15 protein-coding genes are annotated in these 16,812 nt (G+C 38.8%); 12 read left to right on the forward strand and 3 right to left on the reverse strand.

Features of this window, described 5'->3' with window-relative positions:
- The first annotated feature begins 62 nt into the window (after positions 1–62).
- The 6 genes from QBE53_02230 (at position 63) to QBE53_02255 (ending at position 7,192) form a co-directional block, all read left to right on the forward strand.
- Positions 63–1,160 carry a TRAP transporter substrate-binding protein gene (locus QBE53_02230; GenBank protein WZL81942.1) on the forward strand — a complete coding sequence of 366 codons (1,098 nt, stop codon included), beginning with the start codon at positions 63–65 and terminating at the stop codon, positions 1,158–1,160.
- A 79-nt stretch (positions 1,161–1,239) separates the two neighbouring features.
- Positions 1,240–1,767: a TRAP transporter small permease gene (locus tag QBE53_02235; GenBank protein ID WZL81943.1), complete on the forward strand. Its 528-nt coding sequence runs from the start codon at positions 1,240–1,242 to the stop codon at positions 1,765–1,767.
- Complete coding sequence (locus tag QBE53_02240; GenBank protein WZL81944.1) at positions 1,764–3,056, forward strand: TRAP transporter large permease; 1,293 nt, start codon at positions 1,764–1,766, stop codon at positions 3,054–3,056. The genes QBE53_02235 and QBE53_02240 overlap by 4 nt, the downstream gene beginning before the upstream one ends.
- 8 nt (positions 3,057–3,064) lie before the next feature.
- A complete protein-coding gene (locus QBE53_02245; GenBank protein WZL81945.1) occupies positions 3,065–3,532 on the forward strand; it encodes a YcxB family protein in 468 nt (155 codons plus the stop codon).
- 117 nt (positions 3,533–3,649) lie between these two features.
- Positions 3,650–5,077, forward strand: a complete 1,428-nt coding sequence (locus tag QBE53_02250; GenBank protein ID WZL81946.1) for an extracellular solute-binding protein — start codon at positions 3,650–3,652, stop codon at positions 5,075–5,077.
- Between the two features lie 12 nt (positions 5,078–5,089).
- Positions 5,090–7,192, forward strand: coding sequence for a diguanylate cyclase (locus QBE53_02255; GenBank protein ID WZL81947.1), 2,103 nt, complete (start codon positions 5,090–5,092; stop codon positions 7,190–7,192).
- Position 7,193: 1 nt separating this feature from the next.
- Here QBE53_02255 and QBE53_02260 read toward each other — a convergent pair whose 3' ends face one another.
- The 3 genes from QBE53_02260 to QBE53_02270 are packed head-to-tail and all read right to left on the reverse strand — an operon-like array spanning position 7,194 to position 8,494.
- Complete coding sequence (locus QBE53_02260; protein ID WZL81948.1) at positions 7,194–7,448, reverse strand: iron-only hydrogenase system regulator; 255 nt, start codon at positions 7,446–7,448, stop codon at positions 7,194–7,196.
- Positions 7,449–7,460: 12 nt separating this feature from the next.
- Positions 7,461–7,796: an AzlD domain-containing protein gene (locus tag QBE53_02265; GenBank protein WZL81949.1), complete on the reverse strand. Its 336-nt coding sequence runs from the start codon at positions 7,794–7,796 to the stop codon at positions 7,461–7,463.
- Positions 7,787–8,494, reverse strand: coding sequence for an AzlC family ABC transporter permease (locus QBE53_02270; protein WZL81950.1), 708 nt, complete (start codon positions 8,492–8,494; stop codon positions 7,787–7,789). The genes QBE53_02265 and QBE53_02270 overlap by 10 nt, the downstream gene beginning before the upstream one ends.
- Before the next feature lie 186 nt (positions 8,495–8,680).
- Between QBE53_02270 and QBE53_02275 the strand changes: the two genes are divergently transcribed.
- The 6 genes from QBE53_02275 (at position 8,681) to gnpA (ending at position 16,811) form a co-directional block, all read left to right on the forward strand.
- On the forward strand, positions 8,681–10,471 hold the full coding sequence (locus QBE53_02275; protein ID WZL81951.1) for a DegV family protein: 1,791 nt from the start codon (positions 8,681–8,683) through the stop codon (positions 10,469–10,471).
- Positions 10,471–11,238 carry a DUF1295 domain-containing protein gene (locus QBE53_02280; GenBank protein WZL81952.1) on the forward strand — a complete coding sequence of 256 codons (768 nt, stop codon included), beginning with the start codon at positions 10,471–10,473 and terminating at the stop codon, positions 11,236–11,238. Before QBE53_02275 ends, QBE53_02280 begins: the two co-directional genes overlap by 1 nt.
- A gap of 36 nt (positions 11,239–11,274) precedes the next feature.
- Positions 11,275–11,535 carry a hypothetical protein gene (locus QBE53_02285; protein ID WZL81953.1) on the forward strand — a complete coding sequence of 87 codons (261 nt, stop codon included), beginning with the start codon at positions 11,275–11,277 and terminating at the stop codon, positions 11,533–11,535.
- Positions 11,532–12,500 (forward strand): DUF523 and DUF1722 domain-containing protein, encoded by a 969-nt coding sequence (locus QBE53_02290; GenBank protein ID WZL81954.1) that lies wholly within the window; start codon positions 11,532–11,534, stop codon positions 12,498–12,500. Before QBE53_02285 ends, QBE53_02290 begins: the two co-directional genes overlap by 4 nt.
- A 133-nt stretch (positions 12,501–12,633) precedes the next feature.
- Positions 12,634–14,658, forward strand: coding sequence for a glycosyl hydrolase 115 family protein (locus QBE53_02295; protein ID WZL81955.1), 2,025 nt, complete (start codon positions 12,634–12,636; stop codon positions 14,656–14,658).
- Positions 14,652–16,811, forward strand: coding sequence for a 1,3-beta-galactosyl-N-acetylhexosamine phosphorylase (gene gnpA / locus QBE53_02300; GenBank protein WZL81956.1), 2,160 nt, complete (start codon positions 14,652–14,654; stop codon positions 16,809–16,811). Before QBE53_02295 ends, gnpA begins: the two co-directional genes overlap by 7 nt.
- The last annotated feature ends 1 nt before the right edge of the window (position 16,812 follow it).

The raw sequence follows: 16,812 nt of genomic DNA on the forward strand, positions 1-16,812 counted from the left end.
TGTGTGATATACTTAACAAGTAACAAAATATAGAACTATCTTAATATCCATAGGAGGGAAACATGAAAAAGAAAATTTTATCACTATTATTTGTACTCGTAATGATGGTTTCAATTGCAGGTTGTGGATTACAATCTCCAACAGAAACAGAAGATGCGAACACAACAACTGATTCATCAACAACTGAAGAAGAGACAACAACAGATGCAGAGGCAACTGAAGATACAACAGAAGCTGTTGAACCTGAAGTGACACTTGTTTATGCAGAAGTTAACCCATTAGATACGATTGTTGGACAAACAGGTACAGCATTCAAAGAGAAAGTTGAAGAACTTTCAGGTGGAAAAATTAAAATTGATATCCAAGCAAGTGGTGTATTAGGTTCAGAAAATGACGTTCTTGATACAATGCTTGGTGGTGGTGGTACGATCGATATGTCTCGTATCTCAGCATTTGCACTTACAAGTTACGGCGGTGAAAAATCAAAATTATTATCCGTACCTTATACATTTGCAAACCGTGAGCATTTCTGGAACTTTGCAACTTCTGAATTAGCACCTGAATTCTTACTTGAGCCACACGAAAATGGTAGTGGTGTACGTGGATTATTCTACGGAGAAGAAGGATTCCGTCATTTCTTTACAACACAAGATATCAGTGGTATGGAAGACTTAGCTGGCATGAAACTTCGTGTGTCTAATGACCCAGTTATGAACGGAATGGTTAACGCTCTTGGCGCATCTCCAACAGTTGTTTCTTTTGGAGAATTATACTCAGCATTACAAACAGGTGTAGTTGACGGTGCAGAACAACCAATCGCAAACTACAAATCAAATGCATTCCCAGAAGTTGCACCAAACCTAATCCTTGATGGACATACACTTGGAGCGATTCAAGTTGTTATCACTGATGAAGCTTGGGATGGCTTAACAGCAGAGCAACAAGATATCTTAATGGAAGCTGGAGTATATGCATCTCAATTTAACAGAGAGATTTCTGAAGAAGCTGAAAATGAAGTATTAGCTGGTCTAATTGAAGATGGCGTAAATGTTGTTGAAGTAACTGACATTGCACCATGGCAAGAAGCATGTGCGGAAGTTATCGCTGAAGCAACAAAAGACAATTCTGAATTATATCAACAAATTCTTGATTTCCAATAAAATCAAAACAATCTAAAATGATAGTCAAACACAAAGGAGGTGTCCTCCTTTGTGTTTGAATGTATTAAGGAGGTAAAGCATGCCAGCAATTTTTTCTAAGATTGATAAGATTAAACCGGCATATGATTTTACATATAAAGTGGTTCTTTTTATATGTAAGATATTATTAATAATCGATATTTTAATTACCACAATGGCTGTTACAGGACGATATGTACCGTTTATTCCTGATCCAGCATGGAGTGAAGAGGTTGTATTAACATGTATGGCATATATGGCGGTTCTATCGGCAGCTCTAGCTATTCGTAGAGGTGCGCATATACGCATGACAGCATTTGATCGGTATTTGCCTAAGAGATTAATTCTTATCTTAGATCTTTTGGCAGATTTTGCAGTTTCGGCACTTGCAGTGGTTATGATTGTGGTAGGTTGGTCCTATGCAGTACAAATTGGTTCACGAGGAACCTACGTTAGTATCCCTAGCCTTTCAAGATTTTGGATGTATTTTCCAATTCCGGTTGCAGGGTTTGCGATGTTGGTTTTTGAAGTTGAATCAATATATAATCACATAAAAGGAATTTTTGTAGCGAAGGAGGATATAGCATGAGTCCGGAAAGTATAGCAATACTCATTTTACTCGGTAGTTTTTTTGTTATGGTCTTCTTAAGATTTCCTATTGCATATGCAGTGGCTATTTCATCTGTACTGACATTGCTTTATCAAGGATTACCACTGACAACTATTGGTCAACAAATGGTTAAGGGCATCAGCTCTTTTAGTCTTATGGCGGTACCTTTCTTCATTACCATGGGAGTACTTATGGGTGCGGGAGGTATTTCAGATAAACTCATCGCGCTTGCCAATGCATTTGTTGGATGGATGCGTGGTGGTATGGCTATGGTTAACATCGTGGCATCGTATTTCTTTGGCGGAATCTCAGGTTCAGCGGCAGCAGATACAGCATCTCTTGGAAGTATTTTGATTCCTATGATGGTTGAGCAAGGATATGATGATGACTTTTCAACAGCAGTTACGATTACATCTTCATGTGAAGGTCTTCTCGTTCCACCCAGTCACAACATGGTTATCTATGCAACAACGGCAGGTGGTATTTCTGTGGGAAGTCTTTTCCTCGCAGGTTATATGCCGGGGGCATTACTTGCTACAACGCTTATGATTGGTTCATATATTATCTCGGTTAAACGTAATTATCCCAAAGGTGACAAATTCAGTGTGATTAACTTATTGAAGCAATTTGGTATTTCATTCTGGGCATTAGCAGCAGTCCTTATTGTTGTTGTTGGTGTTGTTGGTGGTGTGTTTACTGCGACGGAATCTGCAGCGATTGCAGTTATCTACAGTTTGATTGTTAGTGTATTTATCTATAGGGGACTTGACTGGAAAGGTGTATGGAATGTACTGGAAAATTGTATTAATACCCTTTCAATTGTCCTGATTTTAATTTCAACATCCAGTATTTTTGGATTTTTATTAACAAGACTTCATGTGCCTGAACTAGCGGCTAACGCAATAATTAATATTACAGATAATCCAATATTATTAGCACTATTATTGAACTTAATCCTTCTTGTTTTAGGATGTATTATGGATATGGCGCCAATTATTTTGATTGCAACACCAATCTTGTTGCCAATTGCTACATCGATTGGAATTCATCCAATTCAGTTTGGTATTATGGTTATTCTTAACTGTGGTATTGGGTTATTAACGCCACCGGTTGGAGCGGTGCTCTTTATCGGTTCGGCAGTGGGGAATGTCGAGATGGAACGGGTCGTTAAGGCCACCTTGCCATTTTATATCCTCATGATTATCACATTGTTACTTGTTACCTTTATTCCTCAAGTTAGCATGTGGCTACCGAATTTATTTGCGTAATGAAGACGATGGATTATTCATTTAAGTATACAACGAAGGCTATGGATATATGGAAGTTATCGATGTATGGAACTTATGGATCGATGGTTGGATTTATTAATATTATTTTTACCATTGCAATGATACTTCTTGCGGCAAAATATTGGATGCAGGTGGGTATTATCTTAAAATTGGTATTGCTTTTAGGTGTTGGACTTTTTACTGTTATTCAGCCAGGATTGGTCTATTTAAAAGCAAAAAAACAGGTGGAAAAACTCCCGGGTCAGATGGAGATAAGCTTTAATAGTCAAGGGGTTCATGTGACATCAGATAAAGAAGCGTCCCATTTGAAATGGAAATCCATTAAGGGAATTACCCAAAAACCGGGAATGGTGATTATCATTTCCTCATCCAGACATGGATTTATTCTAACAGATGACGTCTTAGGGACGCAAAAAGAAGCGTTCTTGAAGTATGTCCAGGAAAAAATTCAATAATGTAATATAAAAAAACCGTAATTGGCATAAAGCTGATTGCGGTTTTATTATTTTTGCGCAAAAAATATGTTATAATAGTGCTTAGTATATGTTAATAAATCACAAGGAGAAAACGTGATGAAAAAATGTAAAGTGATGGTATTACTTATTGTAGTTACGTTGTTATTAATAGGGTGTCAAAAAGAGACGGGCAAAAAAAGTCCTCTGGATCCGAATAATCCAACGACAGTAGTTGTGTGGCATTATTATAATGGAAATATAAAAAATAAATTTGACGCGTTAATTGCAGAGTTCAATGAAACCGTGGGTATGGATATGGGCATTGTTGTAGATGCTCAAAGTCAAGGAGATGTTAATCAACTGGCTATGGCTGTGTATGAGTCAGCCAATGCAACCATTGGAGCTCCACCTATGCCAGATATTTTTGCGGCGTATCCGGATAATGCAATTCGCATTCATGATGTAGCAGACTTAGTTCCTTTAGAAACGTATTTTTCGCAGGAAGAATTAGGAATGTTTCGAGAAGAGTTTTTAGAAGAGGGGCGTTTTTTGGCGGATGAAAAACTCTATATTATGCCGATAGCAAAATCGTCTGAAAACCTTTATGTGAATAAGACTTACTGGGAGCAGTTTGCCAAGGACAATAACTTGCAGCAAGATGAACTTGCGACTTGGGAAGGTCTGTTAAGGGTCGCAAAGTTGTACTATGAAAAAACCGGCAAAGGTTTTTTTGGCATTGATTCCAATGCAAATTACATGCTTGTATCGGCGATGCAATTGGGACAAGAAATGTTTGTATATACGTCCGATAATTCAGTGGAATTTAATCTAAGTGAAGAAATTGCACGTAAGATGTGGGAGCAGTTTTATATTCCCTATATTCGAGGATATTTTGTTAAGACCGGACGTTTTAGTTCAGATGATGCGAAGACCGGAACAGTACTTGCCTATACAGGATCAACCGCAGGAGCTTCATATTTTCCTTCGGAAGTTACATTTAGCCAAGCAAACGTCGAAGCGATTGAACCATTAGTGCTACCTTATCCATATTATGAAGAGGGGGATGCGTATACGATGCAGCAGGGGGCAGGGATGTGTATGACAAAAAGTAATTACACACATGAATATGCTGCAGCACAATTCCTACGTTGGTTTACAGAGGTTGAACAAAACACCCGATTTGCCATTTCAACAGGATATATTCCTGTTAAAAAAGAAGCCCTTGATGAAGCGCTCATGTTAAAGGTGATGCAAGAAGAAGGCATACAAAATCCAACCATCGAAGCGTCGATTCGTTCGACGGTAAAAATGATTGATACCTATCATTTTTATAACAATAAACCATTTAAAGGAAGTTATGAGATGAGGATTTTGCTTGAGACGCATTTAGTCGATAAAGTGCATAAGGACTTAGCTCAACTTGAAGCATCTAATCTTGAAGAGGATGCGCGAGAAGCAAAAGTTCAGGAACTTATTTCAGAGGAAGCATTTAAACGGTGGTATCAATCACTTTTTGAAGAGGCAGAGCGAATTTTAGAATCGTAAGGATGGAATTATATGCGTAATCGTCATACTCAAAAGAATTCAATTATTGTTAAGTTACCTGCGTTTGCAGTGACAATTATTATTCTCCAATCGATTTTTATATTGGCGGCGCTTATTTTTGGCGGCGTATTAAAGCAGGCGCGCTTAAATGCATATGAAACTTTCCAAAGTAAAGTGGAAGGGCGAAAAGCCTATTTAGAACTCGAAATGAAAAACCGATGGATGAATATCGATCCGTATTTAAAACAGATTTCGGATGAGTTATCCAAACCCTATGAGAATGACTATATGTTGCTAGATAGCCTTTCGACCAATATCATCGACATGCTTCGTGCGTCACAAGGAACAGGGGCATTTATGATCTTGGTGGATGCACCTATGGATGCATCGAGCCAAGAATATCCGGCACTTCACATTCGAGACTATGATCCACTGGCCAATGATTATGATAACAAAGATTTATATATGGTCACAGGACCTTCTGAAATTGCCAAAGCTTATAAGATTCCTCTAGATCAGACATGGAGTTATGATTTAGAACTGAATGATTCCAATAATGCCTTTGTTAAGCGACCTTTGGAAAAGGCTGATTTGAGTTATGATTCCAAGCTACTAGGCTATTGGAGCAACCCTTTTAAGCTTACGGAAAAGGACTTGGAGATTATCACGTATTCAATGCCTATTTTTGATGAACAAAGACAATTGCGTGGAATTGTTGGTATTGAGATAACGATTAATTATTTAACGCAGTTTTTACCGGCAACTGATTTGAAGTTAAAAGATTCCTTGGGATATATGTTGGTATATCAGGCGGATGAAGCATCACAACATGAGCCTATTATCATGGCAGGAGCGCTTCAAAAGCGCTATATTGACCAAGACGAAGAACTTGAGCTTGAACCTATAGTGGATGATGCGACCATATATCGACTAAAAAATACTGATAACAATGATGATATTTATTTAAGCCTTGATAAGATGAACCTATATCGGCCACATACTCCTTTTGAGCAAGAATCCTGGTACTTGGTGGGGATGATGCATGAAAAAGATTTATTTGCATATGTTTATCAAGTTCAGATGATTTTGCTGATTGCATTTTTGGTTTCTTTGGTGTTTGGTATTTTGGGAGCCTATATTTTTAGCTATCGCTTTGCCAAGCCAATTGTTAACTTATCAAAAAGTGTCAGAGAAAATAGAATGACCCAGTGGCTACGCTTTGAAAAAACCGGTGTCGCAGAAGTGGATGAGCTGGCGCTTGCTATGGAAGAAGTCAGTCAGGAGCGAATCGATGTGGCATCACGACTCTCAAGGATTATTAGTCTGTTGGATATGCCCATTGGCGCATTTGAAATAAGGGATAGTAGCGATCAAGTTCTTATGACAGAACAATTTATTGGTATCGTTGGAAAAAAAATCACCAATAAGGAACGCTTTAAAGAATTTTTAGAGGAAATAACCCAAGAACCACTAGAAGGAGAACAAGATGTATATTATATCCATGAAAGTAAGCAGTGGATTCGCCTAAAAAAAGTGGAGATGGGACATGTCCATATTGGGATTATTCAAGATGTAACACCGGATATTCAACAAAAATTGGCAATACAAAGGGAACGTGATATTGACGGACTGACCCATGTCCTCAATCATCGTGCATTCAAAACGTACATGCATAAAATATTAGATGCCAAGCCACTAAAGACTTCGGCATTGTTAATGTTTGATTTGGACAACTTAAAAAAAATCAATGATTCCTATGGACATAAGTGGGGAGACCACTATATTCGAGAAAGCGCCAATCGACTTCAAAAAATTGCAGATAGAGATCAAATGTTGCTTGGTCGACGTTCAGGTGATGAGTTTGTCGTTTTGCTCCATGGATTTAAAGATAAGAAAGAAATACGCGAAGTGATAAAGCGTTTTTATGAAGATATGAAAAAATCGCCTTTGGTTTTCCCGGATCAGACGATTCGACAAATATATTTTTCAGGAGGTCTTGTATGGATCCCGATATGGCCTAATGATTACGAGGCGTTGTTGCACCATGCCGACCAGGCGCTTTATATATCCAAGTATGAGAACAAAGGGACATTATCTGAATACGTAGAGAACTAGGCTATAGAATTTCTTTTTTGGATATGGAGGTCTTAACCTGAATATCGGGTATTTTTCCAAGCTTCCCGGTGAGGCTATTAATCTCATTAAGATCACCAACCACTGTAATACAAATGACAGAAAGACTTTCGTCGCTTAGGGGAAGGCCCATGCGACCACGGATGAGGTGCTTATAACTGGCAACTGTTTTATTAAATAAAAGTTGTGTTTCTTCGGGTTTTTCCAGGATAGCGCTAATGACAGCGACACGTTTCATAAGTTAATCTCCTTATATAAAGACATATTGAACAAGTAACATGTATAACAGGGTTCCGGTTCCAATGCTGAGCAGAACATTTTCCTTCCATGTGTGAATGAGCACGATATAGATGATGGCGATACTCTCAGGAAGCCAAGAAGCAACGCTATCAAAGCGAATGCCTTTTAAGCAGTATATGACAAGAAGGCTGGTTGCAGCATAGGGAAGCACTTGCCCTAAATAGTGGATATAGGCAGTCTTACGCTTTGGATTTGAAAAAAGGATAAAGGGCAAAAAGCGTGTAATCATTGTACCTAAGGCCACCATAAGTATAGTGATAAATATTTGCATAGGTGTTAATCGCATAGGTCCTCCTTTAATGGTGGAGTGCTTGTCTTGTTGATAGATAGTGCAATGAGTATCACAAGCATGGATGGCAGGATAAAATGATCAGAACCAAAGATTAATAGGCAAATAACAGAGCTTATTATTCCAATTAAGGCAGGTCTTCGGTTGACTGCCTTTTTCCAATGGGTCACAAAAATAACAACAAAAAGTGCGGTTAAGACAAAATCTAGCCCAGCGGTGTTAATGGGAAGCATATTACCGATTAATCCGCCGACAACAGAACCGATAACCCAGTAGCTATGATTAAGTAAAGTCACATAAAAATATATCCATTTTCGATCGACGGTCTGGGGAGGATTGATGGTACAAAGGATTGAAAAAGTTTCATCACAAAGACCAAAAATCAGATAAGGCTTTAATCGACCGGTATGTTCAAATTTATCTAAAAAAGACAAGCCGTAAAAAAGATGGCGTGCGTTGACCATTAATGTCATGATGAGAGCATATATTGGATTAAAGGCACTGGTTAAAAACAATATAGCGACGTATTGCGCCGAACCGGCAAAGGCAATAAAGCTCATTAAAAAAGTCCAGCCAACACCAAAGCCTTTGGATGTCATTAAAATCCCATAAGCGATACCTAAAAAACTAAAGCCTGTCAGTACAGGTATAGTATGGGGAAAAGCCGTTTTTATTCGATTAAAGTGTTGTCTCATAATAGTCACCCGTTCTTTTTGCAGATAGTAGAATCTATTACATTGTATGGTAATCAAAAGATTAGATTTTGTCAATAATACAGTTGAATTTTTGCTTGTTGCACGTATAAAAAAATGCTATGATTATAGTATCTATTGATAGTTGCTATTAATAAAGACTAACTACAAAGTGCAGGAGGGGTGTACATGGTTATTACAAGTAAACAGGTATTTGATCTATTTATTCATGGTGCACATAAAGTTATTGATAATAAAGAAATGCTTAATAAAATCAATGTGTTTCCGGTACAAGATGGAGATACAGGCAGCAATTTGGCATCAATGATGCGGGCAATTATTCATCAATCAGAAGAAAAAGCGACCGTTAAAGCAACGCTTGAGTCTGTGGCAGATGCAGCATTATATGGGGCGAGGGGCAATTCAGGAATCATCTTTGCACAATATCTTACAGGTCTTAGTGAATCCGTAATGGACAAAGAGGTGATTTCAATTCAAGAATATGCACAGGCGAGTAACGATGCAGTAATGTATGCCTATAATTCCATCGAAAATCCTGTTGAAGGAACGATGATATCGGTTATGCGTGAATGGGGTGTGGCACTTATGCATGCCACAAGGAGTAAAGAGATTGTAGCGGAGATTTTTGAATATGCCTATGAACACACTCAACAGGCATTAAAAAAGACTAAGGAACAGTTAGAGGTACTTAGAAAAGCAGATGTCGTTGATTCCGGTGCCCAAGGCTTTACTTTTTTTATTGAGGGGGCCCTATATTTTTTGAAAAAAGATAAACATCACGAACCAACGATGATTATCGACAAAATTCAAGATAGTCCCTATTTTGTTGGGAAGCTTAATCATGAGAGAAGCGATGGAGGTCGATATTGTACGGAATGTCTAATTGAAGGTTCAGATATTGAACATAATGAGCTAAAGCAGCGCTTAAAAACATTAGGTGCGTCGGTAGTGGTTGCAGGCAATGCAAGAAAACTACGCATCCACATTCATACGGATACTCCGGCACAAGTTTTTGAAGAACTTTATCCACTGGGAACCATTGTTTTTCAAAAAATTGATGATATGCTTAAGCAAGAGGCTGTCGTAAAGGCGCGAAAAAGTTCAATTGCTCTTGTGACCGACAGCATTGCTGATCTTCCTCAAGCATTCATTGATAAGGAACAAATCCATGTGGTTCATTTGGATATCTTGTATAAAGATGTGTCATATAAAGATAAACTCACCATACGCGCAAAGACGTTATTAGACATGTCAAAAGATGATCAGGTCTTGCCAACATCATCACAACCGGGACCGCGAGAAATAGAAAACATCATGGACTATCTTGCGTCGTATTATGATTCGATTATTGTGTTGACCGTGTCAAAAGCATTAAGTGGAACGTATAACAGTTTTGTAAAAGCTGCGCAGAAGTTTGACCCGGAAAAAACTAGAATCAGTGTTGTGGATACAAAGCAAAACTCTGGAGCTCAAGGTTTATTGGTCAAAAAATGCGCACAATATATAGCCAAAGGTATGGAACATGAGGCAATTCTACGTCAAATTCAATCGGACATTACAAAAAGCAAGATTTTAGTTCAAATCCGAACACTTGATAATATGATTAAATCCGGGAGACTTAGCATGCGAGCCGGAACAATAGCTCGAGGTGTTGGTATGACGCCGATTATTACCCTAGACCATGAAGGGCAAGGCGGTGTTGAGGCGATTGCTTTTTCTCAAGAAGGAAGTAATCGTAAACTTGATAAACATATGCGACGTTTGATGAAAGCCAACAAAGTGTTGGAATATAGTGTTGTGCATGTCAATAATGTGCAAGGTGCTAAAGACTTAGCTAAACGTATGACAACGCTTATCGGTAAGCCACCGGAGTATATTATGGAGACATCATCCATTATAGCTATAGGTGCAGGAGAAGGGGCTGTGGCCTTGTCGTATATCTTGGAGGAGGATGTATAATGTATTTAGAAACATTAGGCGTATTGGTGGCATTTTTTACTATTGTTTTTATTATAGGGCAAATCCTACATGATAACTCCATTGTCGATATTGGATGGGGAGCTGGATTTGTTGTCTCAGCTTTATATACTTTTTGGCGTAATCCAGAGGCAGGACTAAAAGCAAGTATCATCACTTTGGCAGTTACCATTTGGGGACTTCGCTTAGCTATACACATCGCAAAACGTAACATCGGTAAGCCGGAAGATTATCGATATGTGAATATGCGTAAGCGTTGGGGAGATAAATATGTACTTGTAAAAGCATTTGTCAATGTGTATCTGCTGCAGTGCATCATTCAGTTTATTGTGACCTTGCCTGTAATCTATGGTAATACAACGATGCAACAAGAACTTTATTGGTTCAATATAGTCGGCATCGGCATATGGGGCATTGGTTTTTTCTTTGAAGCCTATGGAGATTATCAGTTAAAAGTTTTTAAAAATAATCCTGAGAATAAAGGTCGTCTCATGACGACGGGGTTATGGGCGTTAACCCGACATCCCAATTATTTTGGGGATGCTGCCATGTGGTTTGGGATCTTTTTCATTGCCATATCTTCGCAAAACGGTCTTTGGATTATTGTTGGTCCGGCGTTGATGACCTTTTTTTTAAGGTATGTGTCCGGCGTTCGTTTACTCGAAAAAAAGTATGCTAATCGACCGGATTATGCAGCATATAAAAAAAGAACGAATAGTTTTCTGCCTTGGTTTCCAAAAAAATCCTAAGGCAGATGGAATCAATAAAACATAAGGAGGCAATACATGAATCACTTTGACATATATGAAGACATATATAATGACCAGTTTGATAAAACTTATCGCTTTACCAAAGCCGGACTTACGGGGCACCTAGAAGAAGATATTAAGACACTAGAGACAACGATACAGACACTCTTTGATTATCAAGGGCAAGACTGGATCGGGCGAGGCGATGTGTTTTTAGCTAGAAGCAATGCGACGATTGCGGCAACTGAAATGGTTTTAACACAGCTGAAGGAAAAGTTAGGGGAGAATGTAAGTTGAAAAAAAAGCCTACAGTATTTTTAAGTCGATGTATTGAACATGGGTATTGTCGTTATGATGGTAGCCAAATCAGTAGCGTATTCATTAAGAAGTTAGAGCCGTATGTAAACTATATCACTGCCTGTCCGGAGGTGGAGATTGGCTTACCTATTCCACGAGAGGCCATACGTATCATTAAGCCGGAAGCGACGGAGATTTTAGTCTCTTCACAAACAGGGGTAGATGTAACTGAAAAGATGCAGCGTTATGCAGCCCGGCGAGTGGAGCAGTTAAAGGGAGAAAGAATCCATGGATTTATTCTTAAGAGTCGATCGCCATCGTGTGGAATCAAAGATGTAAAAACTTATAAAACCTTTGGTAAGGCACCTTCAACAGGCGATAAAACAACCGGTTTTTTTGGACGAGCCGTTTTAGAGGGATTTGAAGATTATCCGATTGAGGATGAAGGGCGCTTGATGAATTATCATCTTCGCGAACATTTTTTAACCCAGATTTATACCTTTTTAGCTTTTGATGAGGTCCGCGACAAGATGACCATGAAGGCTCTGATTGATTTTCATACCAAAAACAAATACCTACTTATGGCGTATCATCAAATGCATCAAAAAACGCTTGGAAAAATTGTTGCAAACCATGAAAATAAAAAAACACATGAGGTGATTGAGGCTTATGAGACCTTGTTGCGAAAAAGTCTTGAAAAGCCTTTGCGTCGAGGGACCAACATTAATATGTTGATGCACCTTTTTGGCTACTTTAAAAAAGAATTAACATCAACGGAAAAAGCATATTTTCTAGATACGTTAGAAAAATATCATATGAAGAAAATTCCTTTTAGCGTTCCTATTGCCATCATTCATGCATGGGTGGTTCGCTTTGATGAAAAATATTTAAAATATCAGACGATTTTTGAGCCTTATCCGGCAGAAATTCTCGATGTAAGTGATTCAGGCAAGGGAATTGATTAATATAGGGATAAAAACATATCAAAATCAACAAGATAGACACTTTATTAACTGTTTTTTCCAGTCCTTTTTTATTAGAATAAGATAAGAAGCACGTCAATGTACGTTTATTTATTCAATGAAAAAGGAATGGGTTATGAAAAAGTCAGTGTTTATATTAACAAGCAATACGCGTCTAGTAAGTGATAGTGATGATGCGGTTATTTTGCGAAGTGTTAAGCGTATGTATCGCGACATGCAATTTATTCTTTCAAAGACGGATGGTACAACATCGACCATTCGTCTTATTCATGAAGCTGCAATTTCGCAAGAAGGATATTGTATTGAGTTTCCTAATGAGAAGACGATGCATATTAAAGCAAGGGATTCACTAGGATTTACTTATGCCTTACTCTTTCTGAGTGAACAGTTTCTTCAGATTACCCCTTTTTGGTTTTGGAACGATCAACAATTTCATAAAAAGACATCCGTAGATATTCCAATAATGACCTATACGAACCCAAGGTACAATGTAGCTTATCGGGGTTGGTTTATTAATGATGAAGTTCTATTAGACACGTGGAAGGTGAATGGATGTAATGACTATCCTTGGGAGATGGTTTTTGAGGCACTCCTTCGCTGTGGTGGAAATATGACAATTCCAGGGACCGATAAGACATCGATAAAGTATAGATGTCTAGCATCTGACATGGGGCTTTGGATTTCCCAACATCACGCAGAACCTTTGGGAGGCGAGATGTTTTCACGGGTTTATCCAGAGCTTAATCCATCATTTGATGAACACCCGGAGCTATTTCGTAAACTTTGGAGAGAAGCAATTGCATCACAAAAAAATATGAAGGTGATTTGGAATTTAGGATTTCGAGGGCAAGGTGATTGTCCTTTTTGGGCAAATGACCCTAAATATGCCAATGATAAAGATCGAGGTGAATTGATAAGTCGCTTAATCCAAGAACAATATGAACTTGTCAAAGCCGAACAACCGGATGCAATCTGTTGTGTGAATTTATATGGTGAGACGATGGAGCTATATCGAGAGGGATGGATTGATCTTGCCCAAGAGATAATAAAAATATGGGCGGATAATGGATATGGCAAGATGGTTTCTAGGCGCCAAGGGCTACACAATCCACGTGTTAATGCTGAACCTAAAAAAGGTTTGGGGCGCCAAGGCATCTACTACCATGTATCCTTTTATGACCTTCAAGCGGCCAATCATATTACCATGGCAACCAATGCGCCAACCTTTTATCAAGAAGAATTAAAAAATGTCTTAGCCAATGATGGGAATAGCTATTGGATGATTAACGCATCGAATATTAAACCGCACATCTACTACTTAGACTTTATTGCTCGTATGTGGAGAGAGGGCGATATCGATGTGCATCAGCACCGAATGGCCTATGCAAACACATATTATGGAAAAGCAGCGGCAAAGACTATTGCAGATAGTCTTAAGGCGTACGGGGATGCGGCAGTTTTTTTTGGAGAGCATACCGATGAGCATATCGGAGAACAATACATCAATCACAATACTCGGATTTTGGCATCGCAGTGGTGGTCAGGTACCGACCAAGCGGCAAGGGAGTTTTTGTGGGCATCTAAGGCCCAAACTCTGGAAGAACAGATAGCTTTTTATAAACAAATTGCAAAAAAAGGTGTGGATAATTATACGGCATTTGAACGCCGCTGTGAATATTATCGACTGGATCTAGAAGAAAGTGCGAAGCAATTATTTGAAGATAGTCTTATGCTTCATGGACGCATCTATGCAAAATGTTTTCAAGGAGCTTATGCGTTTTGCATTGCTTATGAAAAATACAGTCAGAAAGCATATCAAGAAGCCTTTTATTTTCTTGGACGTGCCGCAGAGTTTTATGGTCAGGCGTATGAAGCGATGACCGATTGCGAACATGATAAGTGGATTGGATTTTATGCCAATGATTGCTTGACGGATATACGTCAAACCGCATGGATACTTAAAGAACTAATGGGATATGTTCGAAACCTAGGCGATGGCCCCCACTTTTACAAGTGGAAAAGAGAGTTTATGTACTCGGAGCAAGATCGTAACATTATGTTGTTACTTGTACATGAACGCCACATCGATAATGGGACATTATATCAATTTATGAAAGCAAGAGGAGGATTTACATGGTAAACAAGGAATCAGGAAGCTTTACCCTTCCGGGAGAAGCAGGATATGAAAAATTAACATTGGAGCTTGCAAATAAATGGGGTGCAGATGTTATACGTGATAGTGACGGAACCAAACTTTCAGATGAGATTATTCAAGCAGGGCATGGTATCTACTCAACAATATGTATTATACGTAATCATAATGCCTGGGCAAAAGAAAACCAAGATAAACTTCAACAGTGCTTTTTAATGAGCGATCCGGTTGTTGCTACCAAAGATTATGTGCGTATCCCTTTGATGGATGTATACTTTGATGAACAGTTTCGCATTAATGATTCGATAGAAGCGATGAAGTATTGGCAGGTATATGATCGAACGACCAATCAAGAAATTAAGCGAGAGCAGTGGAGTTATGACAAAAAAAGTGGTGAAGTACAGATAAAAGATATAACAATGTGGCATCGCTATACCGTTAGTTTTATGGCATATCGTATATGGGAAGAGATCTCCATGTATAACCATACCACCAATAACTGGGAGCAAGAACACTTAATGCAGATCGATCCCATATATCCAAAGACCCAAGAGTATCTGCTTGATTGGATGCAAACTTGGTGCGAAGAGCATCCAGAGACCACAGTGGTACGCTTTACATCGATGTTCTATAATTTTGTATGGATATGGGGAAAGGATCTTAAGAATCGTCATCGTTTTACTGATTGGGGATCTTATGATTTTACAGTGAGTGTCAAAGCCTTGGAACTTTTTGAAGAAAAATATGGTTATGCCATGTGTGCAGAAGATTTTATTAATGGAGGAAAGCTTCATGTCAGCCATATGCCAAGCACCCAACGTAAAAAAGATTGGATTGCCTTTATCAATGACTTTGTCATTGAGTTTGGAAAAAAACTGATAGATATTGTACATGGCTATGATAAATTAGCCTATATGTTTTATGATGATAGCTGGGTTGGAACAGAACCCTATAATGCTCGATTTAAAGAGTTTGGTTTTGATGGGATGATTAAGTGTGTCTTTTCGGGCTATGAAGCGCGTCTGTGTTCAGGAGTAGATGTTAAGACACATGAGATTCGCCTGCATCCATATCTGTTCCCCGTAGGTCTTGGAGGTAAGCCCACATTTATGGAGGGTGGAGACCCAACACTGGATGCGAAAAATTATTGGATTAGTATTCGTCGAGCGCTATTGCGGGAAAAAATCGATCGCATGGGTCTTGGAGGTTATTTGCATTTGGTAGAACCCTATCCGGATTTTTGCGATTACATTGAAAAAATTGCCGATGAATTTCGTGAGATTAAAAAGCTGCATCATGCAGGAAAGCCTTATGCTATCAAACCCAAAGTGGCAATACTTCATAGCTGGGGAAAAGAGCGGTCTTGGACTCTTTCAGGACATTTTCATGAGACGGATACCCATGACCTGATTCACATTAATGAGGCCTTATCCGGTCTGGCAATCGATGTTAAGTTTATTGATTTTGAAGATATAAAACAAGGTGCACTTAAGACGGTAGATGTTGTCATCAATGCGGGTTACGCAGGGTCAGCATGGAGTGGTGGAAAACACTGGGAAGATGATACCATTGTAGAAATCCTCACGCAGTGGGTCTATGAAGGCGGAGCGTTTATTGGAGTCAATGAACCCTCGGCAGTTCAAGGTTATGATCAAGTATTTCGTATGGGACATGTCCTGGGAGTCTATCAAGACCTTGGAGATTATGTGAGCCATGGGAAGTGGTCTTTTGAGATAGAACCCGTTCAAGGACTCATTCCAGAAGGAGCAACCATTCAAACCAAAGATAACATTTATTTATCCGATGGACAGGCAAAAGTCCTTAAAGCAGAAGGAGACAAACTGCAATATACAGTAAACCGCTTTGGGCAAGGGATTGGAATCTATATGCCATCGTTTAGACTGAGTATGGAAAACACACGAATGTTATTTAATAGTATTCGCTATGCCGGTGACAGTTGGGAAGATACAAAATATATGACGGATAATTTATATACAGAATGTGCGTATTATCCAGACAGTCGTATTTTAGTGGCTATCAATAATAGTGACCAGCATCAGACAACGATGATTCAAACGGCTGATGGTGTGGAACGATTTGAGCTAGAAGCCTTTGATACCTTAATTCGAAAACTTGATTAAA

This window comes from Vallitaleaceae bacterium 9-2, assembly GCA_038396585.1.
In the GTDB taxonomy this organism is placed as follows: domain Bacteria; phylum Bacillota; class Clostridia; order Lachnospirales; family Vallitaleaceae; genus UBA1351.